The organism is Salinicola sp. DM10 (assembly GCF_017306975.2).
In the GTDB taxonomy this organism is placed as follows: domain Bacteria; phylum Pseudomonadota; class Gammaproteobacteria; order Pseudomonadales; family Halomonadaceae; genus Salinicola.
Window position 1 is genome coordinate 467,286 of record NZ_JAFLEN020000001.1, and the last position, 25,884, is coordinate 493,169.

General features: G+C 59.9%; 23 protein-coding genes. 8 read left to right on the top strand and 15 right to left on the bottom strand.

The window, feature by feature from the left end:
• Positions 1-52: 52 nt before the first annotated feature.
• The 9 genes from flgJ to flgB all read right to left on the bottom strand — a co-directional run bounded on the left by flgJ (position 53) and on the right by flgB (position 7,532).
• Entirely contained in the window at positions 53-1,105 is a 1,053-nt protein-coding gene (gene flgJ / locus J0A90_RS02185) for a flagellar assembly peptidoglycan hydrolase FlgJ (RefSeq protein ID WP_207035809.1), read from the bottom strand.
• A complete protein-coding gene (locus J0A90_RS02190; RefSeq protein ID WP_207036132.1) occupies positions 1,105-2,232 on the bottom strand; it encodes a flagellar basal body P-ring protein FlgI in 1,128 nt (375 codons plus the stop codon). The genes flgJ and J0A90_RS02190 overlap by 1 nt, the downstream gene beginning before the upstream one ends.
• 5 nt (positions 2,233-2,237) lie before the next feature.
• Positions 2,238-2,951, bottom strand: coding sequence for a flagellar basal body L-ring protein FlgH (locus J0A90_RS02195; RefSeq protein ID WP_051895933.1), 714 nt, complete (start codon positions 2,949-2,951; stop codon positions 2,238-2,240).
• A gap of 16 nt (positions 2,952-2,967) precedes the next feature.
• Positions 2,968-3,750 carry a flagellar basal-body rod protein FlgG gene (flgG, locus tag J0A90_RS02200; RefSeq protein WP_035473254.1) on the bottom strand — a complete coding sequence of 261 codons (783 nt, stop codon included), beginning with the start codon at positions 3,748-3,750 and terminating at the stop codon, positions 2,968-2,970.
• A 40-nt stretch (positions 3,751-3,790) separates the two neighbouring features.
• Complete coding sequence (locus tag J0A90_RS02205) at positions 3,791-4,552, bottom strand: flagellar basal body rod protein FlgF (RefSeq protein WP_207035811.1); 762 nt, start codon at positions 4,550-4,552, stop codon at positions 3,791-3,793.
• A gap of 72 nt (positions 4,553-4,624) precedes the next feature.
• Positions 4,625-5,842 (bottom strand): flagellar hook protein FlgE, encoded by a 1,218-nt coding sequence (gene flgE / locus J0A90_RS02210; protein ID WP_207035813.1) that lies wholly within the window; start codon positions 5,840-5,842, stop codon positions 4,625-4,627.
• Positions 5,843-5,928: 86 nt separating this feature from the next.
• Entirely contained in the window at positions 5,929-6,633 is a 705-nt protein-coding gene (locus tag J0A90_RS02215) for a flagellar hook assembly protein FlgD (RefSeq protein ID WP_207035814.1), read from the bottom strand.
• Positions 6,634-6,697: 64 nt separating this feature from the next.
• Positions 6,698-7,108 (bottom strand): flagellar basal body rod protein FlgC, encoded by a 411-nt coding sequence (gene flgC / locus J0A90_RS02220; RefSeq protein WP_207035816.1) that lies wholly within the window; start codon positions 7,106-7,108, stop codon positions 6,698-6,700.
• A 4-nt stretch (positions 7,109-7,112) separates the two neighbouring features.
• Positions 7,113-7,532, bottom strand: a complete 420-nt coding sequence (gene flgB / locus J0A90_RS02225) for a flagellar basal body rod protein FlgB (protein WP_207035818.1) — start codon at positions 7,530-7,532, stop codon at positions 7,113-7,115.
• 364 nt (positions 7,533-7,896) lie between these two features.
• Here flgB and flgA point away from each other — a divergent pair, with 364 nt between their 5' ends.
• The 5 genes from flgA to J0A90_RS02250 all read left to right on the top strand — a co-directional run bounded on the left by flgA (position 7,897) and on the right by J0A90_RS02250 (position 15,861).
• A complete protein-coding gene (flgA, locus tag J0A90_RS02230) occupies positions 7,897-8,580 on the top strand; it encodes a flagellar basal body P-ring formation chaperone FlgA (RefSeq protein ID WP_207035820.1) in 684 nt (227 codons plus the stop codon).
• A gap of 175 nt (positions 8,581-8,755) precedes the next feature.
• Positions 8,756-9,034, top strand: a complete 279-nt coding sequence (gene flgM / locus J0A90_RS02235; RefSeq protein ID WP_207035822.1) for a flagellar biosynthesis anti-sigma factor FlgM — start codon at positions 8,756-8,758, stop codon at positions 9,032-9,034.
• A gap of 44 nt (positions 9,035-9,078) precedes the next feature.
• Positions 9,079-9,531 carry a flagella synthesis protein FlgN gene (locus J0A90_RS02240; protein ID WP_207035824.1) on the top strand — a complete coding sequence of 151 codons (453 nt, stop codon included), beginning with the start codon at positions 9,079-9,081 and terminating at the stop codon, positions 9,529-9,531.
• Positions 9,532-10,051: 520 nt separating this feature from the next.
• The gene (locus J0A90_RS02245) at positions 10,052-10,948 is read left to right on the top strand and encodes a flagellin (protein WP_207035826.1); all 897 of its coding nucleotides are present in this window, start codon (positions 10,052-10,054) and stop codon (positions 10,946-10,948) included.
• A 140-nt stretch (positions 10,949-11,088) separates the two neighbouring features.
• Positions 11,089-15,861 carry a tetratricopeptide repeat protein gene (locus tag J0A90_RS02250; protein ID WP_233076427.1) on the top strand — a complete coding sequence of 1,591 codons (4,773 nt, stop codon included), beginning with the start codon at positions 11,089-11,091 and terminating at the stop codon, positions 15,859-15,861.
• Between the two features lie 141 nt (positions 15,862-16,002).
• Here J0A90_RS02250 and J0A90_RS02255 read toward each other — a convergent pair whose 3' ends face one another.
• The 6 genes from J0A90_RS02255 to J0A90_RS02280 form a co-directional block, all read right to left on the bottom strand.
• Entirely contained in the window at positions 16,003-17,334 is a 1,332-nt protein-coding gene (locus tag J0A90_RS02255; protein ID WP_207035830.1) for a hypothetical protein, read from the bottom strand.
• 3 nt (positions 17,335-17,337) lie between these two features.
• Positions 17,338-19,290: an NAD-dependent epimerase/dehydratase family protein gene (locus tag J0A90_RS02260; RefSeq protein WP_207035832.1), complete on the bottom strand. Its 1,953-nt coding sequence runs from the start codon at positions 19,288-19,290 to the stop codon at positions 17,338-17,340.
• Positions 19,283-20,413: a DegT/DnrJ/EryC1/StrS aminotransferase family protein gene (locus J0A90_RS02265; protein ID WP_207035834.1), complete on the bottom strand. Its 1,131-nt coding sequence runs from the start codon at positions 20,411-20,413 to the stop codon at positions 19,283-19,285. Before J0A90_RS02265 ends, J0A90_RS02260 begins: the two co-directional genes overlap by 8 nt.
• Before the next feature lie 76 nt (positions 20,414-20,489).
• The gene (gene rfbA, locus J0A90_RS02270) at positions 20,490-21,365 is read right to left on the bottom strand and encodes a glucose-1-phosphate thymidylyltransferase RfbA (RefSeq protein ID WP_207035836.1); all 876 of its coding nucleotides are present in this window, start codon (positions 21,363-21,365) and stop codon (positions 20,490-20,492) included.
• On the bottom strand, positions 21,362-22,426 hold the full coding sequence (rfbB, locus tag J0A90_RS02275) for a dTDP-glucose 4,6-dehydratase (protein ID WP_207035838.1): 1,065 nt from the start codon (positions 22,424-22,426) through the stop codon (positions 21,362-21,364). The genes rfbA and rfbB overlap by 4 nt, the downstream gene beginning before the upstream one ends.
• A gap of 198 nt (positions 22,427-22,624) precedes the next feature.
• Complete coding sequence (locus tag J0A90_RS02280; RefSeq protein WP_207035840.1) at positions 22,625-23,176, bottom strand: polymer-forming cytoskeletal protein; 552 nt, start codon at positions 23,174-23,176, stop codon at positions 22,625-22,627.
• 409 nt (positions 23,177-23,585) lie between these two features.
• Here J0A90_RS02280 and J0A90_RS18650 point away from each other — a divergent pair, with 409 nt between their 5' ends.
• The 3 genes from J0A90_RS18650 to J0A90_RS02295 all read left to right on the top strand — a co-directional run bounded on the left by J0A90_RS18650 (position 23,586) and on the right by J0A90_RS02295 (position 25,791).
• Positions 23,586-24,182 carry a polymer-forming cytoskeletal protein gene (locus J0A90_RS18650; protein ID WP_255701965.1) on the top strand — a complete coding sequence of 199 codons (597 nt, stop codon included), beginning with the start codon at positions 23,586-23,588 and terminating at the stop codon, positions 24,180-24,182.
• A gap of 87 nt (positions 24,183-24,269) precedes the next feature.
• Positions 24,270-24,641, top strand: a complete 372-nt coding sequence (locus J0A90_RS02290; protein ID WP_207035843.1) for a flagellar protein FlaG — start codon at positions 24,270-24,272, stop codon at positions 24,639-24,641.
• 220 nt (positions 24,642-24,861) lie between these two features.
• On the top strand, positions 24,862-25,791 hold the full coding sequence (locus J0A90_RS02295) for an alpha/beta hydrolase (protein ID WP_207035845.1): 930 nt from the start codon (positions 24,862-24,864) through the stop codon (positions 25,789-25,791).
• The last annotated feature ends 93 nt before the right edge of the window (positions 25,792-25,884 follow it).

Sequence of the window (25,884 nt, forward strand, 5' to 3'; positions counted from 1 at the left end):
TTCGCAATGTTTTGTAATCGGTCTTGCCGGCACCAGGCGCCCGGCATCGCGATCAGAACAGCGTGGTCGGCGCCCGCGCCAGCGAGTAGGGGTCGGAGGCCGCGGCAAGCGTTGGCTCGGCGGATACCGACGCCAGATCGCCCAATTGACCGATGATCCGATTGAGTTTGTCGGCATAGTTGGGATCGGTGGCGTAGCCGGCCCGCTGGATGGCGTGAGCTGCCTGCTGCGGCGAGGTGGCGGCGACCACGTTGCTATAACGCGGGTTATCCCCGATCAACGCCGCGTAGTCGGCAAAGGCATCGGCGTAGGAGTCGTAGACGCGGAAGCGATCCACGGTCTGGATCGGCCGGCCATTGACATACTCGGTGGTGGCGATATCGGTGGTTTTGCCCTGCCAGGCGCTGCCTGCCTTGATCCCGAACAGGTTATGACTGTTGTCGCCAGATTCCGTGGGAATCTCCCGCTTGCCCCAGCCCGTCTCCAGCGCAGCCTGGGCGAGAATCAGCTCGGCGGGCACGCCGGAAGCCTGCTCGGCGCGCTTGGCCGGTGCCGCCAGTTTGGCGAGGAAGTCGGCAACATGTGCAGCGCGCCCGGCAAACTGGGTCGCCGCGCCGGCAAGACTGGCCGCCGATGTTGCAAGCTGACCTGCGGCTTCTCCCGGCGTCACGTCGCCCTCCTGTTGCACCATGGCCGTCGGCGAACGTAGTGCGTTCGTCAGCGGGGTGGGGATGCCACGCGGAATCCCGGCGATCAGCTTGCCGATATCCTCCTGCTGCGACTGAACCGGCTGGGTGCCGGGCAAGCCGCTGCGCTCGAGCTGCGTCACCAGCTGCTCGGCCAGGCCGAAGCCCTTGCCGGCCAGCTGCTGGGACCACTGCTGGTCCTGCATAGACTGCAACATATCGCCCTGCTGGCTATGCAGCAGATCCGACTTGGGGGTGGCTTCGCGCATGCTCTTGAGCATCATCTGCAGGAACACCGCTTCGAACTGCTTGGCGGCCTCCTTCAGGCTGCCTTGAGGCGAATGACCAGCGCTGTACTTGAGCTTCTGGATACCCTGGACATCCAGCGCAAACTGCGACGAGAGGTCGTTGCCGGTCATCAGATGATCTCCAGTTCGGCGTTCAGCGAGCCGGCGGCCTTGAGCGCCTGCAGGATCGACATCAGATCCTGGGGTGAAGCGCCCAGCGCATTCAGCGCATTGACCACGTCCATCAAATCGGCACTGGTCTGCACCATCTGCAGCGCGCCGCCCTCCTGCTGCACGTTGATATTGGCGTTGGGTACGATCGCCGTCGTGCCTCCGGATAGCGCGTTGGGCTGACTCACCTGCGGGTTGGAGTCGATCACCACCGAGAGATTGCCGTGAGCGACCGCCGCACGATTGAGCGTCACCGTATCCGACAGCACCACCGAGCCGGTACGCGAATTGACGATCACCTTGGCTGGCCCGCGGTCGGCAGTCACGTCGACCCCCTGAACACGCGCCAGAAAGTTGACTCGTGCATTGGGATCCGCCGGTAACTGCAGCCGTACGGTACGGCCGTCCAGCGCCGCAGCGACCGGCGCGCCGAACTCCTGATTGATCGCTGTCACCACACGCCGCGCATTCTCGAAATCCGAGCGCTTGAGGAACATGTCTAGAGAACCATCGGCGGCTCCCAGACGCACCGGCACCTCCTGCTCGACGAGACCGCCGCCAGGGATACGCCCCGCTGCCTGGTGGTTAATCGCCACGCTGCTGCCTCCGGCCTGGGCGCCGACGCCACCGACATAGACGTTGCCCTGGGCCAACGCGTAGACACGGCCATCTGCCCCTTTCAGCGGGGTCATCAGCAGGGTGCCGCCGCGCAGACTGTTGGCGTTGCCCACCGAGGAGACGGTGACATCGATCTCCTGCCCCTGACGCGAAAACGGCGGTAGCTGGGCGGTGACCATGACCGCCGCCACGTTGCGCAGCTGCATATTGGTACCAGCCGGGACAGTCACGCCGAGCTGCGACAGCAGGTTGACGATACTCTGCCCGGTGAACGGCGCCTGGGTGGTCTGGTCCCCTGTACCATCGAGGCCGACCACCAGGCCATAGCCCACCAGCGGGTTGTCGCGCACGCCGGCGAAGTTGGCCAGATCCTGAATCGGCTGAGCCTGGACGCAGGCAGTGGCTGCCAGGGTCACGACGAGGAGCAGCCAACGAGAAAGACGGGTACGGCAGCGGCAGAGCAGTTTCATAAGCATCAGAACGGCGCGATGTTGAGGAAGAAACGCTGCAACCAGCCCATGGTCTGCGCCTCGTTGATGTAGCCGTCGCCGACATACTCGATACGGGCATCGGCGACCTGAGTCGACTGCACGGTGTTGGAGCCGCTGATCGAGCGCGGGTTGACCACCCCGGAGAAGCGGATGTACTCGGTGCCCTGATTGATCGCGATCTGCTTCTCGCCCCGCACCTTGAGGTTGCCGTTGGCGAGCAGATCGTAGACCGTCACCGTGATGGTGCCGGTAAAGGTATTGTTGGCGTTGGCGCCCCCCGATCCGTTGAAGACATTACTGCCCTCGACATCGGTGCCGTAGTCCTCGAGCACGCTGAGCGGGCTCGGTACTTGGTTGACGGTCAAGCCGATGGTGCCGTCGCGCGATGCCTGCGCTGCAGAGCTCTTGCTCGCGCTCACCTGCTCGTCGAGCACGATGGTGATGATATCGCCGACCTGGCGCGGGCGCCGATCCTCGAACAGCGGCTGGAAGCCGAAGCGCGCCTGATAGATCGACCCGTTGGCCTGAGAAGGCGGCGTCGAGGGGATCTCGACCGGCGACGAATTCTCGACCACCGAGTGGCGCGGTATCTGAGCACAGCCGCTCAGGCCCACGAGCAGGCAGAGCAGCACGATACGGTGGCTGCGAAAGCCGCCCTTGGTCAGCAGCCGCCAGGTGCGCAACAGCAAAGATCCCATGAATGCTTGGCCTCGGTTACAGCTGGCTCAGACGCGCGAGCATCTGATCGGAGGTCTCGACGGCCTTGCTATTGATCTCATAGGCGCGCTGGGTCTCGATCATGCTGACCATCTCCTCGACCACGTTGACATTGGAAGTCTCCACGTAGCCCTGATAGACCGTGCCAGCGCCTTGCAGACCCGGGGTCAGGCTGGTGCTAGGACCGGACGCATCGGTTTCGAGATAGAGGTTCTGGCCAATGCTCTGCAGACCGGTCGGGTTGATGAAGGTAGAGACCATGATCTGCCCCACCTGGTTGCTCTGCGAGGTCCCCGGCTGAGTGACCGAAACCGTGCCATCCTGGGCCACGGTGATCGACAGCGCGTTCTGCGGGATGGTGATCGGTGGATCCACCGGATAGCCGCCGGCGGTCACCAACTGGCCGTTCTGGTCGACCTGAAAGCTGCCATCGCGCGTATAGCCAGTGGTGCCGTCAGGCATCTGCACGGCGAAGAACCCTTTACCGTTGATCGCCAGATCGCGCGAGTTCTCGGTATTCTGCAGCCCACCCTGAGTGTGCAGACGCTCGGTGGCCACCGGACGCACACCGGTACCCACCTGCATGCCAGAGGGCAGCGTGTCGACGACCGACGACTGAGCACCGGGCTGGCGCACGTTCTGATAGAGCAGATCCTCGAACACGGCGCGCGAACGCTTGAAACCATTGGTCGAGACGTTGGCCAAGTTGTTGGAGATGACGTCCAGCTTGACCTGCTGCGCTTCCAGCCCGGTCTTGGCGGTCCAGAGTGATTTGATCATGATGGCATTCTCATAGTCGTGAGCTCGGCGCCAAGCGGGCTCAGGTCAGCGACAGCAGGCTATTGGCACGCTGCTCGTTTTCGTCCGCGCTCTCGATCATCTTCATGTGCATGTCGTAGCGGCGGGAGGAGTCGATCATCGAAATCATCGCATCGGTGGGCGTTACGTTGCTGCCCTCGAGTGCGCCAGGGATCAGCCTGAGGGTATCGTCCGCTGGCACCGGGTTGGCGTTCTGCTGCCCCGGTGGAGGAGTCATACGAAACAGCCCATCTTCGCCACGAACCAGATTCTCATTGCCGGGTGCCACCAATTTGAGCTTGGCCAGCGGGGCGATGGAGTCAGGATTCTGGCCCGGCTCGAGCACGCTGATCGAGCCGTCCGCGCCGATGGTGACATCCGCGCCGACCGGGATCACGATGGCCTGACCGTTATCGCCCATCACCGGGTTGCCGAGCGAGGTCAATAGCCCAGTGGCATCGACCTGCAGGTCGCCGCGTCGGGTATAGGCTTCACCGCCGCCGGGCGGCTGCACCGCCAGCCAGGCATCACCTTGCAGCGCCACGTCCAGGCTGCGCCCGGTGGTGCTGATGTTGCCCTGGGTGAAGTCGGACCCTGGCGTGGTCATCATCGACGCGACGCGTGTGGGTAGACGCGCCTCCCCTTCGATCGGGACGGCGCGCATCGCCATCAGCTCACCGCGGAAGCCCGGGGTCGACACGTTGGCCAAGTTGTTGTTGACCACCGCCTGTTGCGCCATGGTCTGGCTGGCACCGCCGCCGGCAGTGTAGAGAATTCGGTCCATCTTGAGGCCCTCGACAGGGCCGGCGTCACTGCATGCTCACGCATGCAGCGATCAGCCGGCTGGGTGCTGACATCAACGCAGGTTGACGACGGTCTGCAGCACCTGGTCCTGCGTCTTGATGGTGTTGGAGTTGGCCTGGAAGTTGCGCTGGGCAATGATCAGATTGACCAGCTCCTGGCTCAGATCGACGTTGGAGGCTTCCAGCGTGCCCGACTGCAGAGCACCGAAGGACCCGCTGCCAGCCACACCCACCACGGCCTGGCCGGAAGCGGTGGTCTCCTGCCACAGGTTATCGCCGATCGGCTGAAGGCCCTCGACGTTGGCGAAGTCGGATAGCACCACACGGCCCAGAGCGACGCTTTGGTCGTTGGAGTAGCTGCCACGAATGGTGCCATCCTTATCGATGCTGACCCCGACCAACTGGCCTGCGGCATAGCCATCCTGATTGGGCGAGTTGATCGCGTAGGACTGCTCGGTCTGGGTAGAACCGGCGAAATCGAAATCGAAATCCACGGCATTGGCGCCGTTATTGGGATCGAAGTTGATCGCCAACGTCGAGGGATCGTTGGTCAGGCGGCCATTGGCATCGAAGTCGAGGTTGCCACCGCCGGCGTTGGCGACAGTGCCATCATCCAGCGCCACCCGCGAATCGACACGCCACTGATTTTCGCCAGTCTTGGTGAAGTAGAGCTGCAGGTTGTGCGACACGCCCAGCGAGTCATAGACCGTGGTCGAGGTGCTGTAGTTGTAGGTGTCCGGATTGTTGGCATCGAAGTTGGCAGCGATGGTGTCACCACTGGCATCGAGATCGATCGTCGCGGAGGCATTGGCGGTCGCCTTAGCGGTGATCGAACCGCTGGGGATCTGGATCACTTCCGGCTGGCCGCCGGTCGGCAGCGTTGCAGCAACGTTGGGGTCGTTGAAGTTGCGCACGTTATAGCCCATCAGCGTGCCGCCTTGGGCGTTGGCCAGATAGCCTTCGGTGGTCATCGTCAACTGGCCGTTGCGCGAGTAGCCGACCTGATTGCCCTGCTGGAAGCGGAAGAAGCCGTCGCCGCTGATCCCCAGGTCGAGGTTGCGGTTGGTGGTCTCCAGCGTGCCGTTACCGAAGTCCTGCAGCACGCCGGCGACGCTGGTGCCCAGCCCGATTCTGCTGCTGGCGTAGACATCGGCGAACTGGACCGTGGAGCTCTTGAAGCCCTTGGTCTGGGAGTTGGCGATGTTGTTGCCGATGGCGTCGAGCTGCTGCGACGCTGCGTTCATGCCGCTGAGCGCTTGTGAAAAGCCCATGTTCGAATCCCTGCGTTAGCGTTGCGGGCCGATCGCCGGGATGGCGATCGAGGTGCGTATCGAGAAAAGCGTGCTGGCGTCGCTGGTCAGAGAATCTGACGAACTTCGCCCAGCGTCACCGGACTGCGGTTGAAACCGAGGTCCAGCTTCACGCCGTCGTCACCCTGCATCACACCGTTGACGAGGGCGTAGTTGAGAACCTTGGGCGATGTGCTGCTGTCGCCATCCAACACTTTCATCTCCACCGTATAGGTGCTGTCGCTGGCGGCCGTAGAGCCATCCTCGAGCTTGCCGTCCCAGGTGAAGCTATGCACGCCGGCATTCAGCGCGCCGGTCGAGAACGAACGCACCACCTGACCGTTGGCGCCTTTGATGGAGACCTGCAGATCACCGACGGCCTGATCCAGATCGACCCCGATCGGCGTCGTGGCCACGGCACCGCTGTTGGCATCGGCATTGCCCACCAGAATCCGATCCCCGGGCACCATGACACCCTTGCCGATCAGCGCGGTCGCCTGGAGCGCTTTGCCGGCATCGATCTGCTCGGTGATCGCCTGGAGGCTGTCGTTGAGCTTGTTGATGCCGCTGACCGTATTGATCTGGGCCAACTGCGCAGTCATTTGCGAGTTGTCCATCGGATTGGTCGGATCCTGATTCTTCAACTGCGTGACCAGAAGCGTCATGAAGCGATCGTTGAGCTCGCTGCCCGAATTGGCATCGGCCGTCTTACTCGTGGACGCGGTACCGTTGATGTTGGCGAGCGTGCTGCCGCCGATGACTGGACTGGACATACCGTTTCTCCTTGGCGCCCGCCCCACGATGGGAGCCGCGGCAGCCTGGGGCTGCGCCTTAGGCTCAGCCTTCGCCGATGGTGAGAGTCTTGGTCATCAACGTCTTGGCGGTATTCATCACCTCGACGTTGGCCTGGTAGGAGCGCGACGCCGAGATCATGTCTACCATCTCGTTGACGGGGTCGACGTTGGGTAGCGACACGTAGCCCTGCGCATCTGCCAACGGATGCCCGGGGCGGTACTCCTGGCGCAAAGGTGTGGTGGTATCTTCCACCACGCGGTCGACGCGCACCCCACCCGGGCCGCGGCCGTCCTGCCCCAGCGCCTGAAACATGACCTGACGCGCGTGATAAGGCTTGCCGTCGGGCCCGGCTACGCTGTCTGCATTGGCCAGGTTACTGGCGGTCACGTTCATGCGCTGGGAGTTAGCCGTCAGCGCCGAGCCTGAAATTTCGAAAACACTGAACATCGACATCGGTTTACTCCGGTTGCATCGCTTTCTTCAGCCCCTGGATCCGACGGCTGACGAAGGTGACGTCCGCCTGGTAGCGGACCGAATTATCGGCGAAAGCGGCACGCTCGCGGTTCATGTCGACGGTGTTGCCGTCGAGGCTAGGCTGGTCCGGCACGCGATAAAGGAGGTCGTCGACACCCGAGAAGCGCGGCCCCTCGGCGGCGATATGCCGGCTGGACGTGCGGTTCAACGAGAGACCGCCCTCGCCTGCCGAACGCCCCTGCTGCATGACCCGATCGAGCTCGGCACGAAAGTCGAAGTCGCGCGCCTTGAAGTTGGGCGTATCGGCATTGGCTATGTTGTTGGCCAATACCTTCTGGCGCTCGGCGCGCAGGTTAAGTGCCTCCTGCTGATAACGCAGCGCACTCTCCAACTTGTCGAACATGCCGATGACCTCCTGATATGGCCGGACGGTAGATGAGCTCATGAGGGCTCGTCGCCGCCTGCTTTCTTGGACAGGGTGGAGAATAGCGGTGAGTTACGCATGGTAAACTCGTAAACAGACCGTCAATTGCGCGTCATTTCCTGCGATGACGCCACCACCCTCGCTTTACAATCGCTCTCCATGATGGAAAGAACCGCACGGACCGAGTGCGACAGGCGCACCTCGTGGCCGAGTTCTTTCAGAATGCCGACACCAAGCCTGCAGCGGGATCCACCCCATGACAGCGACTAGATCGGAAGGCCCAAAAGATGCTTGGCTCGCGCGCCGCCCCCGCCTGCGTCGCCTGCTGCTGACCGGGGCTGGCATGCTGCTACTGACACTCTTTGGCCTTGCTCTTTTGCCACTACCTTCTATCGCGCAGGCGCAGGCGCAGGCGCAGGACACCGACCCGCTGGCTGCCAGCGTCAAGCGTTTTCTACTCACGCAGACGCGCTCGCTCGGTGATCAGGTCAGCATCGAAATTCATGACAACACCGCCCGCCTCGGCCCCTGCGCGGCACCGGAGCCGTTTCTGCCGCGACCGGGAACGCCTCAGGGCCGCGTCACGGTCGGGGTCAACTGTCAGGGGGAAGGGCGTGCTCGTTACGTTCAGGCGACGGTATCGGCTAGCATCAGGCACCTGGTGGCAGCACGTACGCTCGAACCCGGGGACCCCATCGACGCCACGGCACTGCAATGGCAATCCTCGGATGTCACACGCCTGCAGCGCGGTTATCTCAGCGCCATGTCCGATGCGACCGGATGCGTAGCCACGCGGCGCATCCCTGCCGGGGCGACTCTCACCAACGCCATGGTAAGGCAGCCCTGGCTGGTCAAGCGTGGCGACACCGTGGCGCTGGTTGCCCAGGGGCCGGGGTTCCGCGTCAGCCGCAGCGTCGAAGCGCTGGAGAATGGCGGCATGGGCAACACCATCCGGCTCAAGACCGAAGGCAACCAGATCCTGCAGGGCCAGGTCATCGGTCCCGATCAACTGCGCGTCAACTTCTAGCGCGGCACGATGGCTGGAGCGACACAACTCGCATACGCAATTGCAAACTTTTTTGACAAAACTCTGCGTGGCCGGCTTTCAGTTTCGGCCATGGCTGCCGATAATCCTTGCAAGCGGGCCAAGGCCCTACCCTATCGGCAGCACATGACCGTGGGCATCGCCCAGAGGTGACGACATGAAGATCGACCAGACAAACTCGCTGACGCGCCTGACGCAGAGCGACGCCCTCGACCCGAAGCGCAACGCCAAGAGTGCCGAGAGCGCTGCAGCGCCGGCGGGTTCCAAGACCACGCTGAGCCAGATCGACACCCAGAACACCAGCGGTGATATCGACACAGCCCGGGTCGACGAGATCCGCCAGGCAATCGCCGATGGCTCGCTGCAGCTCGATACCAGCAAGATCGCCGATGGTCTGATCCAGAGCGTGCGTGACATGCTCGACGAGCGCGGCTGAACAGTCAGCCGCCCTATTTGGCATACCCCTTTCGAGAGCCTTAGATGAACGTCAAAGATCTGCTCACCGAACAGCTGCATCAGCTCGAACAGCTTCTGGAGACGCTGACGGCAGAACGGGAGTGCCTCAAGGAGGGTCGCGCTGACGGCGAGGTTCTCAACACACTCGCTACCCACAAGCAAGCTCAACTTGCCGAACTGGAGCGCCTCGAGCATCTGCGACGCGATGCGCAACAAGCTCAAGGCCTCGGCGATGGCGCCCGCGGTGCCGAGCAGCTAGCCGATATTCACGACGCTGATCAGCTCTGGGGGCAGATTCGCCAGCAGGCGGATCGCTTGAAGCAGATGAACCGTCTCAATGGCTTTGTCATCTCCCAGCGCATGGAACATAACCAGCGCGCGATCGATTTTCTTGAGCGCGCCGTGGGTGGCAGCGTCTATGGCCGCAACGGCCAGGCCAAGCCCAAGAACTTCAGTGGTATCAGTTCCCGCGCCTGATCCATTGCCGTATGCCATATTCCTTTTGACGGCAATCTTGGAGACGCTGTCTGGGTGCCCAGTTCATATGACTTTCGTCTTTTGAGCTGATCTGAATCACGCACATTGGCAAACTTGCTGTTCACTAGTGGCACTCGAATTCCTGTCTCTATCCCCTATTGCCCCTTCTATTTCTCTAGCGAAACACCCCCTACCACTTCAGCGAAACACCCCCTCCCTTACAGCGGAATACTCCGCAACAAGGATGTCGGTGGTGGAGCCTGTCTCGCAGCATTGCTGGCAAGCGACTGTTTTCGCAGGAGACTCACACGAGACCCTGAATGGAACCGCATCACCCCGCACCACGTAGGCCTCGACACATTTTTTCACAAAAACCGCAAATCTTTCTCTAAAGCTCCCCGGGGTAGCGCCGATAAATGGGACAACGGCCAAGGGGCCGTTGCAGCAGGATCCGACAGCCATTCGACGTTCTGCGGATCAGGCCCAAATCGCCCTCTCACTATGAGAAAGGAATACGACAATGGCAGTTATCAATACCAACATCACCGCACTGATCGGTCAGAACAACCTGAACAAGTCGCAGAGCCAGCTCTCGACCGCCATGGAGCGTCTCTCCTCCGGCCTGCGTATCAACAGTGCCAAGGACGACGCCGCCGGTCAGGCCATCGCCAACCGCATGAGCAGCCAGATCACCGGTCTGAACCAGGCTAGCCGTAACGCCAATGACGGCATCTCGCTGTCGCAGACTGCCGAAGGCGCCCTTGACCAGGTCAACGACAACCTGCAGCGTATCCGTGAACTGACCGTTCAGGCTCAGAACGGTACCAACAGCGCCGACGACATCGACTCCATCCAGAAGGAAGTCAACCAGCGTCTGGAAGAGATCAACCGCGTCACCGAACAGACCACGTTCAACGGCACCAACGTCTTCAAGACCAGCGCCAGCAGCTCTTCGTTCAGCATCCAGGTCGGTGCCAACGATGGCGAAACCATCAGCATCACCATCGGCGGCGCCAGCGCTTCCGGCACCTCGACCAACGCTAGCAGCGGCTGGAACATGTACTCGGCCACTGCGGCTGCCGGTGCGTCGGCTGCCAACGGCGGCACCCGTTCGGTCAGCACCAGCGGCTTCGACGTGCTCGCCACCGACGCGCTCAAGATTCTCGACAACAAGCTCAACAACGTCGACACCGAGCGCAGCAACCTGGGTGCGGTCCAGAACCGTTTCGAAACCGCGATCGACAACATCACCACCACCTCGACCAACCTGTCGGCAGCCCGTTCGCGCATCGAAGATGCCGACTACGCCACCGAAGTGTCGAACATGACCCGCGCGCAGATCCTGCAGCAGGCTGGCACCTCGGTCCTGTCCCAGGCGAACCAGACCCCGCAGACGGTCCTCTCGCTGCTGCGTTAATCCCTCCTCAGGGAGTGATGGAAGGCCGGCATCTTGCCGGCCTTTTTCGTTGTCTATCCGCTACACCAGAGTCCGCGACCGAGAATGGCGCCGCCAAGGGCAACTATTCGCCGCTTCGCCCTTCTCAAGACATGGGAAGCTTGAAAGACTCCTCACCTTCTGTCGGAACACTGCTGCTCATGAACCATAGCCAAAACGTCCCCGCCCCACTACAAAAGCGCTTCATGGACCTCTATCGGCAAGGTGACCATCAGCAAGCCAGGCAGGAAGCCGAGTCATTGGCACAGCGCTACCCGCAGGATGCCTTCTCCTGGAAGGCATTGGGCAATAGCCAGTTGCAGACTGGCGACGCTGCCGGCGCGCTATCGTCGCTGGAGCAGGCCAGGACGCTGACCCCGGCGGACCCACTGGTATTGACGGCGCTGGCTAAAGCGTACTTCAAGCAGGGTCAGAAGGAGCGCGCCTTCGATCTACAGACCCGCAGCCTGGAGATCGACGGTGACAGCGCGCAGGCGCACTTCAACATGGCCAACATGTGCTATGAGATCGGCGCCTATCCCCGCGCGGAAAAGCATCTGGCACAAGCCGAGAAGGCAGGACATCCGGAAGCGGAAGTTCTGGCCATGCGCAGCATCCTGTTTTCACTGCATTTCGAGTTCCAGAAGGGCCTAGAAGCGTTAGAGCGCCTACACACGCTCAAGCCGGAAGATCCCTCGGTGCTCAACACGCTCGGCAACTACCACAAGGATATGACCGACTTCGCGGCGGCGGAGCGTTACTACGCTCAGGCACTGCGGCTGAGCCCGCAGTACTACACCGCTTACTCCAACGGGCTGCTGAACGATCACTACAACCCGACGGCCTCCGCCGAGGGCATCCTGGCCAAATCCAAGGCGTGGAAGGATCACTTCACGCCGCCGCGGCTGTTATCGCATGATGCCAAGGACCGCACCGCCGATCGTCCGCTCAAGGTCGGACTTCTCTCGAGCAACCTCAGGGTTCATCCGGTCGGCTGGATGGTGAGCAGTGCTCTGGAGAACCTTGCCAGCGATATCGAGCTCTACGCCTACACTGACAACGATGCCCACGATCCGATTGCCGAAAAAATCAAACGGCGCTGCCATTGGGTACCTAGCTATCATCTGAGTCATCAGCAGCTCGCCGATAGAATCGTCGCCGACGATATCGATATCCTGATCGATCTGGCGGGTCACGGCGCCCAGAGCCGACTCCCGGTCGTCGACATGAAGCCGGCACCGATCATCATCAAATGGGTCGGCATGCAGATCAGCAGCATGGGCATGGCGGCGTTCGACTATTTCTTGAGCGACCCGTATGAAACCCCGCCCGGGGTGGATCATCTCTATACCGAAAAGCTGATCCGGCTGCCCAATGACTATATCTGCTATACGCCGCCCGCCTATACCCCCGCGATCACGTCGCTGCCGGCCATCAGCAACGGTTACGTGACTTTCGGTTGCTTCAACAACCCTGCCAAGGTCAACGATGTCATGCTGGCCGAGTGGGCCAAGCTGATGCACCAGGTGCCCGGCAGCCGCCTGTTCCTGAAAGGCGGTCAGTACACCAGTCCCGACGTGTGCCAACGCATTCTGTCCACCCTCGAGCATCACGGCATCGAATCCGAGCGCGTCCTGCTCGAGGGGCCCTCGGACCATGAAACGCTGCTCAAGAGTTACAATCGTGTCGACATCGCCCTGGATACCTGGCCCTACTCCGGCGGTCTGACGACCTGCGAAGCGCTGCTGATGGGCGTTCCCGTGGTCACGCATGCCGGGCCGACCTTCGCCGGACGGCACAGCGCCACGCACCTGTCGAATACCGGTATGCCAGAGCTGGTCACGGATAGCTGGGAAGCTTTCCGCGAGCGAGTGGTCGAACTCGCGTCCGATCTGCCGAGCCTGGCGGTGATCCGCGCGGCGCTGAGAACTTATCTCGAACACTCTCCGATCTGCGACGCGCCCAAGTTCGGCCGCCATCTGCGCAAGGCACTGAGAGCCGTCTGGCAGCGCTATTGCGAAAGCGCAGAGCCGGCCGCCCTCACCTTCGATGGCCATGGACGCGCTTATTTCGAGGATCGCGACGAGCCGGTGGAAGTGCCCCGTCCGCCCATACTCGAGACGGATGATGGCTTCGGCTGGCCGCTCGAGGAGCCGCTCATCGCCATCGACAACGGTGGCCAGCTACTGAACGATGAGAACGTCGAGAAACTGCTGCGAGACGAACGCCTCGAATTGATCGTGTTCGACCCGTCAGCGGATGCGGCTCATCACCCCATGAGCCGTGCCGAGCGCGTGCATTACTATGCCGGCCATGGCCTGGGCACGGGCTCACCGGCCACCCTGTTCACGCCAAGCCCCAATGCGCCGAGCCCATTGCCGCGCGAGCAGCGACAGGGGCAGGTAGCGACCGAGCCCAGCGCTTTCGACACCCTGGCTCTGGACAGCATCGAGGGCTTGCCGGCTCTGGACTGGCTGGTGCTGGACGATACCAGTGATGCTGCCGACATTCTGAGCCATGGCAGTCGGTCGCTGGCCGCGGCACTGCTGATTCAGGTCAAGATCACCTTCCAGCCGACCCACGAGCGCCAGCCCGACCTCGGCGAAATTCAGCGCTGGGCCAAGGAGCACGGCTTCCGCCTCTATCACCTGCACGATCAGCAACATCGCAGCGCTCTGCCCATGGATGAGATCCATGCCGACGTGGCCGCCTCCGAGCTGTGGTCCGCCCAGGCGCTACTGCTACCCGACCAGACGCGCATGGCCAGTCTGAGCGATAGCCAGCGGATCAAGCTGGCTTTCCTGCTGCACGTCATCTATGGATTCAAGGATGCGAGCGGCAGCTTGCTGCATCACCTGGATGCAGCGCTGGCCCGTCGCTATCTCGACAGGTTCTTGTCTTCGGAGAGTGACGCGCTACAGGCCGAGTCACACGCGACTCAGGGCGAACCCACCCCGCGACAGACAATTGATATGGCGCCAGACGACGTTCAGCGCCGCCCCCTGGAACACTTACGCAGCGCCCTTGGGCATCGCAAGCTATGTCTGATCGACACCGGCAACCAAGCCAATCACGGCATCATCAAGCGCGGCATGCACGGGATGTTCCGCACGCTGCAGGGTGCCGGATGTCCCGTGGAGTGGGTAAATGCCGATAACATCGGTCCCAAGACCATACTCAATCTGGCCACGTCTGCAGACCATGTCTTGCTGGGGGGCAATCGCTACTTCGACTTCTCGCTCAATATCAGCGGCTATGGCAGCAGCAATGTCTTTCACAGTTATGGACACCCCATCATCGGCGCGGTCAATGACCATCCTTATGCCGATTTCATGCTCGATAGGATGCGCCACGCCTCGCCGAGCGGACTATTTGTCGCGCGCGCCTCGCTGAGTAGTGAGCTTGCTTTCGTCAGACCCGATATCTCGTTCATATTCAGCCCGACAACGGAGTCGTCCCCCGAGGCGTGGGAAGGCGGCGACAGACCACACCGCGAACGGGATATCGATATTCTGGTACCGATGAATCTCAGCTACGCACCGCGTGCTGATGTTCTATATAACGACCTGTTGGATAAAGCCACGGATTATGGCGATGACTATGTCAAGCTCGTGAATGAGGTGCTCGAGCAGTTCACCGATTTTTCACGCCCGCTACTCTCGGTCTTTCGGGACGCTTACCAGCGTATTTTCGGATACGAATGGCAAGTCTACTACCCCTGGTCGGAAGAGGACGAGCGCCTGTTGGGCCTGCTCAGCCTGATCGACGATGTGAGCCGTGGTCGCGCCAGGCTCAAGGCCATCGAAGTGCTGGCGCAGATGCCATCATCGGCCAATATTGTCGTGCTAGCGCCAGAGGTCGCTCGGCAAGTACTAGGCAGATTCGTCGGTATCGACGCCATTCGCCACTGGCAGTTCATCGGCGAGAAAACCTTCGATGAGCTTCAGGCTCTGTATACACAGGCTCGCTATGTGCTCAACGTCTCACCGACTTATCACGATTGGCTGCACGAGCGCATACGGCATGCGGCTATTTCAGGCTGCGCGATTCTTTCCAATCTAACGCAACGCGCCGATCAGTTTTTCAATCAGGGCCAGGATATTCTGTTCTTCGAGCGCACCTCACAGGGAGCTATCTACTCGAAAGACCCAAGGCATAGCGAGTCACTGGGCTTTGCCGCGCGTGATAAAGTCATGACCCAGCTGCCCAGCGAGAAGGAAACCTTCGCTAACGCCATCGATGCTTATGCCGATTATCTTGAGCGGTTCGACAGCCAATTGACCGGCACGGGCGGCCTGGAAAACAGACAGCAGGCCCTGAAGCTGCCCGACGCCCCCTTTATGAGCGGCGCAGAGAAGGCACTCTTCCGCGATGCGCTGAGGTCCGCGCACAGCTACTTCGAATTTGGTTCGGGCGGCTCTACCGTCTGGGCTATCGAGAACGGCTTGGTAGTGGAAGGTGTCGAGAGTGACGGTAAGTGGATAGATGCCCTGAAAGCCAAACTCGGCGAGAAGTGCCGTTTGACCTACATCGATATCGGCCCAACTGGCGCTTGGGGTTTCCCCACCTCGAATGCGGCAATCGAAAACTATGGCAACTACAGTCGCCACATCCTCAATTTTGCTGCGACATTCGATTTGACACTGATCGATGGCAGATTCCGAGTTGCTTGCGTCGTGGCGACCGTGATTCACATCATGAACACGGCCGACGATATCAGCAAGCCCCGGATTTTCATCCACGACTTCTGGAATCGCCCCCACTATCACATCGTGCTCGACTATCTGCAGCCGCTACGCCGGGTCGATACCGCGGGACTCTTCAGCGTCAGGCCAGGCCTCGCCATCGAGGAGCTCGAGAAAAGGCTTGCCGAATACCTCAATGATCCCCGTTAATCCAAAACCCTTTATCAAAAGTAACCCGGCCGGGCATGAAATTGCCCGGCGGGATCAAGACCCGCTATACACTCACACTCAACGAACTCAACCTCTCTAATCAGAAATCGGTAGCTTGACACAATCCCTAGACCCAAAGGCTCAAATAGCGAAGAGTCGCTGATAGTCGCCGAAACGAGAGAATCCAAGACTCTCGAAGAACCTCATTGGCCAACCGTAACAACTCGTGAAATAGCCATAGGGTAGCGCATTGGCAGCGGGCTTCGGTTCGATGTCGGTATCGAGCATGAATGTCAGCTCTTCAAGGGTACTGGGCTCGTAAACGGCATCCAGGCCGCTGTAGATGGCAGTACCCAGCATGATGCTCGGCACCCCCATATAGGCCGCCTCGACACCCGCCGTCGAGAAGAAGCAAAGAACCTTGGCAGCGTCCTGCATGAGATCGTAAGAGCTGACGGCGGAATCGCTCTGAATGACATCCACATTGTCCCCCGCTAGACCATGCCAGTAGTCGAAGTCGCGACGACAGATGCCCGCTTGGTTGGGATGATTGCGAATGATCAATTGATAGCGAGACTGATTGGCAGCCCAGTTTATCAACCAAGCGACGGCCTCGCGCTGGGTCGCAAAGATAGTGGACAGCTTGATCCTGGGGTCTAGAGAGGCATATTCATCTTCGCTAGAAGCGAAATAGACAACGTACTCACGTCGTCTGGCCGGTGTCTCGGCAAACTTCTCGGAAAATGAATTGGTTCTTTGCTCTTCGAAAAAAGCCTCCGCCTTCTCCACCTTCAGTGGGTCACTGGATGCCTCCCAAAAAGTCTTGACTACAGCAGACATGGCCCCGAAATCATGTATGCGACAAGACTGGACCCTGAGCATTGTCCCGGCATTCATTCTTTCATAGTAGACAACCTGCTGCCCGATTCGCTCCAGTATCAGTGTTTGCGGGTAAGTATTATATGAGCGACCATTATAGATATAAACAGAGTCGTCAGGCTCCAGGCCAATCGACTGTACACTGGCCTCAAAATGCTCCACAAAGAGTATTGCCTGAAAAAGATAAGACTTGACTTCTGACCAGCAGCTATCGATATCTAGCGAGACACAACGATAGCGCGAGATAAGGTTAGAAACAATGGCCAAACCAATATTGAGACCACGATAGGTGACAGCTCTCAACTCTTCGACATCAGTCACCGAGCGCAGTATATCGTCGACCAGAACCGGCTTCTCTATGGAAGACGCGTTAGGTGTACTTGTAGTTTGATAATATCCCTGATGATCTCCAAGAATTTGGGAGGCGATTGACCGAACAGCATTAAGCCGTTCAGCATCCCGCTCCCCCACAGTTACCCACGGGATAATCTGAAAGCCACCTTGCTCGCGGAGTCTATGCAGCATCTCCAGAAAAGTCCCGAAGACCTGGTAGTTCCTCAGGTCGCTACAAAAAACAAAAGCCTTCTTCGGCATGAGCTATTTCCTGAAACTGTCAATGGTGCTTTGCATATCGTGACGTGGATACCAACCATACTCTTGATGGGCTTTAGCGCTGGAGATAACCAGGTCATCAGGCACCTCCTCAGCATTCGCCGCCATGACTCGATAACTCGCCCCCAACCTCTCTACCGCAGCATCGAGAACCTCTTCCAGAGAAGGTGTGCTGCCGGGGCCTATATTGATTATGTCGAAGAAGCCATGCTGTGACTCTCGCATTGTAAAATGAAGCAGCGCATCGACAGCGTCTCTATAGTCGATCTTACTGATCCGACGCGAGAGGTGCCTTGCCGGCACTTCACCGCCATCCGCCAATATCGACATCATGGATGAGTAAGCTTCCTGTTCAACTAGCGCATCCAGTGGCCCCATGACGGAAGAGAGTCGCATGATCGTGAATCGTGTTTCCCGGGTCATCTGTGAAAGCGATTTTATGTGATCTTCCACGAGTACTTTGGCTTGAGCGTAAGAGCTTTCCGGTCGTAGCAAAGACGCCTCAGACAACACGTCTTTTGAATTCCCGTAGACACTTTGAGAAGAGACGAAGATGATCTTCGCAGGCGCCACACGCAAGCAGGCCTGCAAGAATTTCATACTCGTCTGAGTGGCGGCAAAATGATCATCAGACCCGTGATGAGGTCTGGCAAAGGCACCATGGAGCACTACATCGATACCGCGCAAATCTGCCACTCCGGAGAGCAGCTCTTCGAAGCAATAAGCCTGCCTGATACCCTGCCTTTCGTTGCGGTGTCGATCGACGGTATAGACTTCAAGGTCGTTTTCAGAGAGCAGCCGATCCAACAAGAGTCCCCCGAGCAATCCGGTACTACCCGAGAGCAACACCCTCTTCGCCACCGATACCCCACCGCAACGCCCCGAGTCAGAGACTGGCCGAAGCGATGGGGGCAGATCGATCTTTTTACTCGCGACCTGCCTGACACCAGCATGCTTCGACGATAGATGGGGTCGCAGACAAGGCTGCTTCATCAACAGCCCCATGACCACATATTCGACCTCGTTGAAACCGAGCTTGGCTCTGAGCCCAGTGATGCCGGTAAAACGCGGATTGATTTCGAAGACTTTAAAACCTGCGTCCGTCATGCGCCCTTGTACATTGATGGGGCCAAAAGCGCCCCATCGGCGCATCGATCGACAAAAGGCCTCGATAAAGGGGTTGAGTGGTGTCGGGTCGAGTGGAAATATCTCGATCGGCACGCCATTGGCTAGACGGTTGGTCGTGGCACAGCAGACCTGCAATGTTGAACTTTGATCGAAAATCAACTGTAAGGAGATCTCACTGACCTGCCGATTCTCTCCACGTAGCAAACTGCTTCTGTACTCAACGGCGAGTTCGTCGTCACTAGCAGGCATGGCGATTTCTTGATAGATGTGATTTCCATCATCATCGATCGCAGTCAAATCCCGCCGATCCGCAATGACACTAATACTTTTAGATGCATACCCTGATCGCGGCTTCCTGATGAGTGGAAAAACATCCTCTCCAGCGTCGAGCAACTGTTGATACGTATAGCTCCGCACAAAAAACGGCGCAGCTTCTTGAAACGCCGCCGTATAGCTATATTTATCTCTGCACATCGCAATGAGTGCTTCCGGCGCAGCCAGCACGCCAATACCGTGCCCCCCAAGTTTCTCTCTATTTTTTGCCAGCACGTACGCCTCATCGTCGTGCCCAGGGATGAGTAGCGTGATATTTTCTTCTGCCGCGACCTCGATCAGTCTCTCTATATAGCCGTCATCGTGGTAACCCGGGATCAGCCGGCTGCGATCGCACTCTGTCGCGCCGAACGCCGAGGGAGTGTTTCCCAAGCCAACCGTTTGAACGGCACCAGGCTTGAATAGCTTGCATGAGTCAATCACCGACTGCCCGACACCACTACCAATTGAACAAATGCCGATTACAAACTTATCCATACGACACCTCATTCCGAGAAGCTTTGACAATCTGGCAGATGAATTCGACCTGTTCTTCAGAAAGAGAAGCCGACATTGGCAAGCAAATCACTTCATCCGCAGCACGGCTTGCGTGACTCAAGGATGACGGTGTCAGGCTTTCTCCCCCGCGATACACCGAGTGGTCGCTAATGAGCGGATAAAAGTAGCGCCGCGCGTAGATATCCTGCGCTCGCAAGCGCTCGTACAGTTCATCCCTACTCAATCCGTAGCCACGACCGACTCGCACAGGAAAATAGGCATAGTTGGAGACGGCCTGCCGATGAAAGTCCGGTAGATAGATACCGCCGATATCTTTCAAGCAATGTCTATACAAGCGATCTACTGCCGCGCGACGGCGTATCGCACCATCGATATGCTTTAGCTGCAGCAAACCAAAAGCGGCGTTGATCTCGCTCATCTTGCCATTGATACCCGATGCCACCACCGTCGTCTCGTTGACGATGCCGAAATTCTTGAGGTTATCGATATGGCGCTTGGTCTTGGCATCAGGACAGACTATGGCGCCGCCCTCGAAAGTGTTGAAGACCTTGGTGGCGTGGAAGCTGATCGCGCTCAGATCACCATGACGCAGAATGCTGCCGCCTTCGTCCTCGACACCGAAGGCATGCGCGGCGTCGTAGATCACCTTTAGGTTGTAGGTATCGGCAATCTCCTGGATCGCTGCGACATCGCAGGGGTTGCCGTAACAGTGCACGGGCATGATCGCGGTCGTTCGCGGCGTGATGGCCGCCTCGATCTTCTCGGGGTCGAGATTGAACGTCTGCGGATCGATATCGACGAAGACCGGCGTGATGCCGTTCCAGAGCAGAGAATGTCCGGTAGCCACGAACGAAAACGGCGTAGTGATCACTTCGCCGCCGATTCTGAGCGCCTGCAGCGCGGTAAGCAGCGCAATGGTGCCGTTGTTGAAGAGCGCGATCTCCGGCACGCCCAGGTAATCACGGAGCGCTGCTTCGAGCTGCTGGTGCATCGGCCCGTTGTTGGTCAGCTTCTTGCTCGCCCATATCTGCTCGAGATAGGGGATGAACTCGTCAAGCGGTGGCAGGTAGGGCTCGGTGACATAGATGGGCTTGTCGTTCATGAATTACCTTTTCTCAGACACCCGCCAGCCACGCGAATATCGTGAGCTGACTGGCCCCTGTTGATCTCGGCTATGGCTACTCTTCGAGAAACTCGAGCAGATAACGTCCGTAACCATTCTTGGCGAAGACTTTGGCGGCCGCGGCCAGCTCGCTATCACTCAGCCAGCCTTGCCGCCAGGCGATCTCTTCCAGGCAAGCAATCTTGTAACCTTGGCGTTTCTCGATCGTCTCGACGAACTGCGAGGCTTCTAACAGGCTTTCGTGGGTACCAGTGTCGAGCCAGGCGAAGCCACGCCCCAATAGTTGAACGTGCAAGTCACCTCGCTCGAGATAAGCGCGATTGACGTCGGTGATTTCCAACTCGCCTCGAGTCGAAGGCTTCAGTAGCTTGGCGATATCGATGACGTCGTTGTCGTAGAAATAAAGTCCGGTGACGGCATAATGGGAGCGAGGCTCGCTAGGCTTTTCTTCGAGCGACAATACACGGCGTTCCGCATCAAACTCGACCACCCCGAAACGCTCTGGATCCTTGACCTGATATCCGAACACCGTGGCGCCGGAGCCGCATTCCATGACTCGTTTTAATTTGGGGCTGAACGCCTGTCCGTAAAAGATGTTATCGCCAAGCACCAGGCAGACATTGTCCTGGCCGATGAAGGACTCCCCGATGAGAAACGCCTGTGCCAACCCCTCGGGCCGAGCTTGCACAGCGTATTGCAAATCGATGCCAAAGCGCACACCGTCGCCCAGCAAACGTTGGAAGTTGTCTCGATCTTCTGGCGTGGTGATGATCAGGATATCGCGAATCCCCGCCAGCATGAGCACCGACAGCGGATAGTAGATCATCGGCTTGTCGTAGATCGGTAGTAGCTGCTTGGAGACACCCATGGTGATCGGGTGCAGACGGCTACCGGCACCGCCAGCCAGCACGATACCCTTGTAGCGCGTCATGCCGGCGTCCCCAGTCGGGACAAGTCCAGCCCATCAACGCCCTGCCGACTCCACCAGTTCGGATGTGCCAGATACCAGGCGACCGTTGCGCGCAATCCACTCTCGAATCGTTCTCGGGCGTGCCAACCCAACTCTCGCTCGAGTTTGCTGGAATCTATGGCATAACGCCGATCATGACCCGGCCGATCTTTGACGAATCGAATCTGGCGTGTATAGGAGGCACCCACGCCACCCAGCGGACGCCATTCGTCGAGTAGTTCACAGATCGACTGCACCACGGCGAGATTGGTGCGTTCGTTATTGCCACCGACATTGTAGGTCTCACCAACTCGACCCCGCGTGACGATCTCGACGAGCGCTTGGGCATGGTCATCGACGTAAAGCCAGTCACGTATCTGCTGGCCGTCGCCGTAGACAGGCATGTCGGCGCCACGCAGTCCCGAAAGGATCATCAACGGTATCAATTTCTCTGGATACTGGAACGGGCCGTAGTTATTGGAGCAGTTGGAGACGATGACAGGCAGCCCATACGTTCGATACCAGGCCTTGACCAAATGGTCGGCTCCCGCCTTGCTGGCCGAATAGGGTGAACTGGGGGCATAGGGAGAGCTTTCGTCGAAGCGCGTCGTGCGGTCTGCGCCGAGATCACCGAACACCTCATCGGTGGAGACGTGGTGAAAGCGGAACGCCTTACGTCGTGCAGGGGAGAGCCCACGCCAATGGCTTCGCGTCACCTCCAGAAGCGTGGCCGTGCCAAGGACATTGTGATGCACGAACGAGAGTGGATCGTCGATGGAGCGGTCGACATGCGTCTCCGCAGCCAGATGCATGACAGCATCAGGCGAATGGCGCCCGAAGACCTGCTCCAGAGCCGCGCGATCGTTGATATCGATCGGCTCCATCCAGTAACGGCCAACGTGCTCACCAGCGAGACTACTGTCCGGGCACGAGGCATAGCCGAGCTTGTCGATGTTGACGACGCTATGCTCGGTAGCCGCCAGCAGGTGCCGAACCAAAGCCCTGCCGATGAAACCCGCGCCGCCCGTGACCACTATTTTCATGCCGCACCCGTCGAGAATTCTCCACCGACTGCCAGCATGCCCGCATCGGCGACGAACGTTGCGGTGAATAAGTGCCTATACGCTCTCTAGTTCGTCGCTTATCGATGACCAGCGATCAACGGCCGACGCGCGGGCATCAAAAGCAAGCGACCGATGAGTGACAAGCGCACCAGGGAGCCCCAGACACGCGCTCTATCTTTATTCGGCCGCTCGGCCAGCGTTGGCGCCGCCTGTTTCTTGTATCTCTTCTCTCTCTTCAGCCTCTGCGCGGCTCTCCGGCGCCGGCTTCACCGAGCTGTCGCGGTGCTCGGCGCCAAACGCCTCGCGCAGCACGGCGTGCTCGGCGTTCATATCGATGTTGCCGTGGAAGGCAGCGCCATCCTCGAGGATCAGTCCGGGCGCGTAGAGCTCGCCCTGCACCTCGGCCGTGGCTTTCAACGTGATCCGCTCGGCAGCGATCAACTGCCCTTCGACTCGCCCTTTCACCGTGATTTCTTGGGCAATCAGGCGACCCTCTACCTGGCCATCACTGCCGACCGTCACCGCATGATGAGGAAAGCTGACATCACCGACGATTCGGCCTTCGATCAGCAGGTCCTCGTCGCCGTTGACATCGCCACGAATCGTAGTCTTGGCGCCAATTCGCGACATGCCGTGTAGCGTTTGGGTAGGCTCGTTACCACGAACCGGGGCGCTGGCTGCGTCACTCGAGTTGGTCTGGCGGAGCGCTTGGCTGGATTTCGGAAACATCGGACAGCTCTCGATCAGGGGTTGGCGATATCCGGGCGCATGCCGCCCGAACGCTGAATCAATACTTCATCGGCGATCGTGTAGATATCTTGATTACGGGTAACCTCAATCACCCGCTCCGCCCGACGCGCTACTCACTCCTTTCGAGGATCGCCACTACCCTGACGTTGATGATTCGACAGGCGCAATGGTTAACGTCTCGGCATGCCACCGGAACGCCGCGGACACCTTCAGATTTGCCTATCAGCGCCGATACAAGGTTCAAGTACTCCGATCAAGATGGTGGGCGGAACCCACCCTGCACTTTGCCATCGCCGGGGGGCCGACGAGGGCGCCCGAACGGTCGCGGCTCTTGGCTTATTGAACGAACACGAATAAAGGCGCGTCTCGAGCACAGGAAGAGGACAGCATGGATTTGGGAGAGTGGCTTCTACTGGGCGGCCTGAGCTGCTGTCTGCTGCTGCTGGTCGATGGCTACCGTCGAGCTCGCCGGCGGCGTGAGCACGTGCTGTCAGCGGCAGCATCTTCATCGCGACCAACACGCCAGATCGAAAGCGGGCGTGCCGAGCCTGATCGAGCGCCGGCCGTAGTGGAAGCGCCCTCTGCCCCTTCGCCCGCCCCGTCTCCAGCGCCGGCCGGCTCGTCATCCAGCCTCGAGAGTCACGCAGCAGCGACGTTGATCGGGTCCAGCATGACTGTGATCGGCGATATCGACTGCGCCGAACCGATCCATATCGAGGGCCGGCTCGACGGCATATTGGCCGCCGATGAACACCACGTCGTCGTCGGCGCACAGGCCGAGGTCGGCCCGCAGTTGAGTGCTGGCACGCTGCACATTGCCGGTCAGGTATCGGGTGAGCAGCGTGTGCGGGGTACGGCGATGATCGTCTCTGGCGCACGAGTGCAAGGCACGCTCACGGCGCATCGCTTGCAATGTGACGAGGGCGCGACCCTGTCAGGGAGCATCAATGTCGGCGACCATCGCTTGGGCGACCCGCGGCATTGAAGCGATCACTCAACGAAAATGGCTGACAGCGGCTGAATGCTGGCAGCAGAGGCCTCTGATCCAAGTATCGCAACGGAGTGACAAGCCATGCCCAGCCCCATCGATCTCAACACACTATCGCTCAACCTGGGAACCGGGAGCTCGCCGCAGCAGCGCCTCGATACCCTGATGCAGCAGGCGCGGCAGAATCTGCCCTTCGCTCAGGAGGCCAGTGCAGCCGCTAACGATGAGGAACGCAAAGGCAAGGGCTACTTGAGCGACCAGATCAACGAGCTCAACGCCGTGATGTATCAGTACGGCCTGCGCTTCGAGCTGAGTGACTTCGACAGCCAAGTGATCACACAGGTCGTCGACCGAGCCACCGGTGAGGTCATCCGTCAGATCCCCTCGGAAGAAATGCTGCGCATCGCCCAGGCCTTCGCCGATGACCAGGGTCGCCTGGTCGACGCCTCGGCCTGACGCCAGGGTCGGCCTCTCCCGTCATCGGTCTGCTCAACTGAGGCGACACAACGTCTTGGAGCGCGGGACATCACCCGCAGGCTTGAGCTTGCGAACTCGTCGAATCGCGCCTCAGCGCTTACGCTGAGGTTACGACTGATGGCCGAAGGAGCGGCGAGTGATGGCGCGATGGGTGGTGAAATGCATGATGACATGGGTGGTGAAACGAAGAACGCCATCGATGGCGCGCGCGCTGCGTGCCCTGCGAAGCTTTAGGGGAAGCGGTGCCTGGCTACTGCTGAGCCTGGCGCTGGGCGGCTGCTCGACCTATGTCAACGCGCCCGACGATGCCGGCGCCGCGACAACCCGCACCCCAAAGGGACTCGACTACCAGGTTCTGCATGACCAGCGCTTCACCCCGACGGACTGGCCGCAGGCGCTGATGGCGGATGTCTATCTACCCGATACCCCTGGCACCGAGCTGCGCCCGGCAGTGATGATGGTTCACGGCGGTGGTTGGGAGGGGCGCTCGAAAGACGACATGACCCCGATCGCCAAGCGCTTCGTCCGCCACGGCTACGTGGTGATCAACGTCAGCTACCGTTTCGCCCCAGAGTTCCGCTTCCCGGCACAGCTGCACGATCTCCAGCTGGCGCGTCACTGGATCGACGCCCACGCCAGCGAGTGGCGGATCGACCCGGATCGCATCGCCGGCCTGGGCTACTCCTCCGGCGCCCACCTGGTCAGCCTGCTCGCCCTGGTGGCCGGCACCGACAGCCCGCTCGATCGCCCCTACGGTGGCCAAGACACCGGCTTCGCCGCGGTCGTCTCCGGAGGCACCCCGGCAGATCTACGGCTCTGGGACAGCGGCCGATTGCTGATCCAGTTGCTGGGTGGCACCAAGGAGGAACTCCCTGAGGCCTATGCCGCCGCATCGCCGCTGACCCATGTCCACGCTGGTGCCCCGCCCTTCTTCCTGTTCCATGGCACCTGGGACGACCTGGTGCCGCCCGAGCACGCCCGGGTGCTGTTCAGCGCCCTGCAATCACATGGCGTCCACGCCGAGCTCTACTGGATGCGCTGGCGCGGCCATATTACCGCCTTCCTGCTGCGTGGCGATGCCGAAGCGGCGGCGCTCGATTTTCTCGCCCGCGAGATGCCGGCCAATTGAGCACGTTCAGCGGCGGACCGCTTGCATGCACTCCGGCGAGCGCGCACCATTATCGCTTCCAACGATAAGCTTATGAACAGAGGCCGAAAACAC

What these genes read in the sequence shown, in the direction of transcription:
- J0A90_RS02195 (WP_051895933.1), bottom strand. Translation starts at nt 2,951, where the DNA reads ATGGGATCTTTGCTGTTGCGCACCTGGCGGCTGCTGACCAAGGGCGGC.
- J0A90_RS02245 (WP_207035826.1), top strand. Translation starts at nt 10,052, where the DNA reads ATGGCAGTTATCAATACCAACATCACCGCACTGATCGGTCAGAACAAC.
- flgG (WP_035473254.1), bottom strand. Translation starts at nt 3,750, where the DNA reads ATGATCAAATCACTCTGGACCGCCAAGACCGGGCTGGAAGCGCAGCAG.
- J0A90_RS18650 (WP_255701965.1), top strand. Translation starts at nt 23,586, where the DNA reads ATGGATTTGGGAGAGTGGCTTCTACTGGGCGGCCTGAGCTGCTGTCTG.
- flgE (WP_207035813.1), bottom strand. Translation starts at nt 5,842, where the DNA reads ATGGGCTTTTCACAAGCGCTCAGCGGCATGAACGCAGCGTCGCAGCAG.
- J0A90_RS02205 (WP_207035811.1), bottom strand. Translation starts at nt 4,552, where the DNA reads ATGGACCGAATTCTCTACACTGCCGGCGGCGGTGCCAGCCAGACCATG.
- J0A90_RS02260 (WP_207035832.1), bottom strand. Translation starts at nt 19,290, where the DNA reads ATGGATAAGTTTGTAATCGGCATTTGTTCAATTGGTAGTGGTGTCGGG.
- flgJ (WP_207035809.1), bottom strand. Translation starts at nt 1,105, where the DNA reads ATGACCGGCAACGACCTCTCGTCGCAGTTTGCGCTGGATGTCCAGGGT.
- J0A90_RS02280 (WP_207035840.1), bottom strand. Translation starts at nt 23,176, where the DNA reads ATGTTTCCGAAATCCAGCCAAGCGCTCCGCCAGACCAACTCGAGTGAC.
- J0A90_RS02190 (WP_207036132.1), bottom strand. Translation starts at nt 2,232, where the DNA reads ATGAAACTGCTCTGCCGCTGCCGTACCCGTCTTTCTCGTTGGCTGCTC.
- J0A90_RS02240 (WP_207035824.1), top strand. Translation starts at nt 9,079, where the DNA reads ATGAACGTCAAAGATCTGCTCACCGAACAGCTGCATCAGCTCGAACAG.
- J0A90_RS02255 (WP_207035830.1), bottom strand. Translation starts at nt 17,334, where the DNA reads ATGCCGAAGAAGGCTTTTGTTTTTTGTAGCGACCTGAGGAACTACCAG.
- flgB (WP_207035818.1), bottom strand. Translation starts at nt 7,532, where the DNA reads ATGTTCGACAAGTTGGAGAGTGCGCTGCGTTATCAGCAGGAGGCACTT.
- J0A90_RS02215 (WP_207035814.1), bottom strand. Translation starts at nt 6,633, where the DNA reads ATGTCCAGTCCAGTCATCGGCGGCAGCACGCTCGCCAACATCAACGGT.
- rfbA (WP_207035836.1), bottom strand. Translation starts at nt 21,365, where the DNA reads ATGACGCGCTACAAGGGTATCGTGCTGGCTGGCGGTGCCGGTAGCCGT.
- J0A90_RS02290 (WP_207035843.1), top strand. Translation starts at nt 24,270, where the DNA reads ATGCCCAGCCCCATCGATCTCAACACACTATCGCTCAACCTGGGAACC.
- flgC (WP_207035816.1), bottom strand. Translation starts at nt 7,108, where the DNA reads ATGTCGATGTTCAGTGTTTTCGAAATTTCAGGCTCGGCGCTGACGGCT.
- J0A90_RS02295 (WP_207035845.1), top strand. Translation starts at nt 24,862, where the DNA reads ATGGCGCGCGCGCTGCGTGCCCTGCGAAGCTTTAGGGGAAGCGGTGCC.
- J0A90_RS02265 (WP_207035834.1), bottom strand. Translation starts at nt 20,413, where the DNA reads ATGAACGACAAGCCCATCTATGTCACCGAGCCCTACCTGCCACCGCTT.
- flgA (WP_207035820.1), top strand. Translation starts at nt 7,897, where the DNA reads ATGCTGCTACTGACACTCTTTGGCCTTGCTCTTTTGCCACTACCTTCT.
- flgM (WP_207035822.1), top strand. Translation starts at nt 8,756, where the DNA reads ATGAAGATCGACCAGACAAACTCGCTGACGCGCCTGACGCAGAGCGAC.
- rfbB (WP_207035838.1), bottom strand. Translation starts at nt 22,426, where the DNA reads ATGAAAATAGTGGTCACGGGCGGCGCGGGTTTCATCGGCAGGGCTTTG.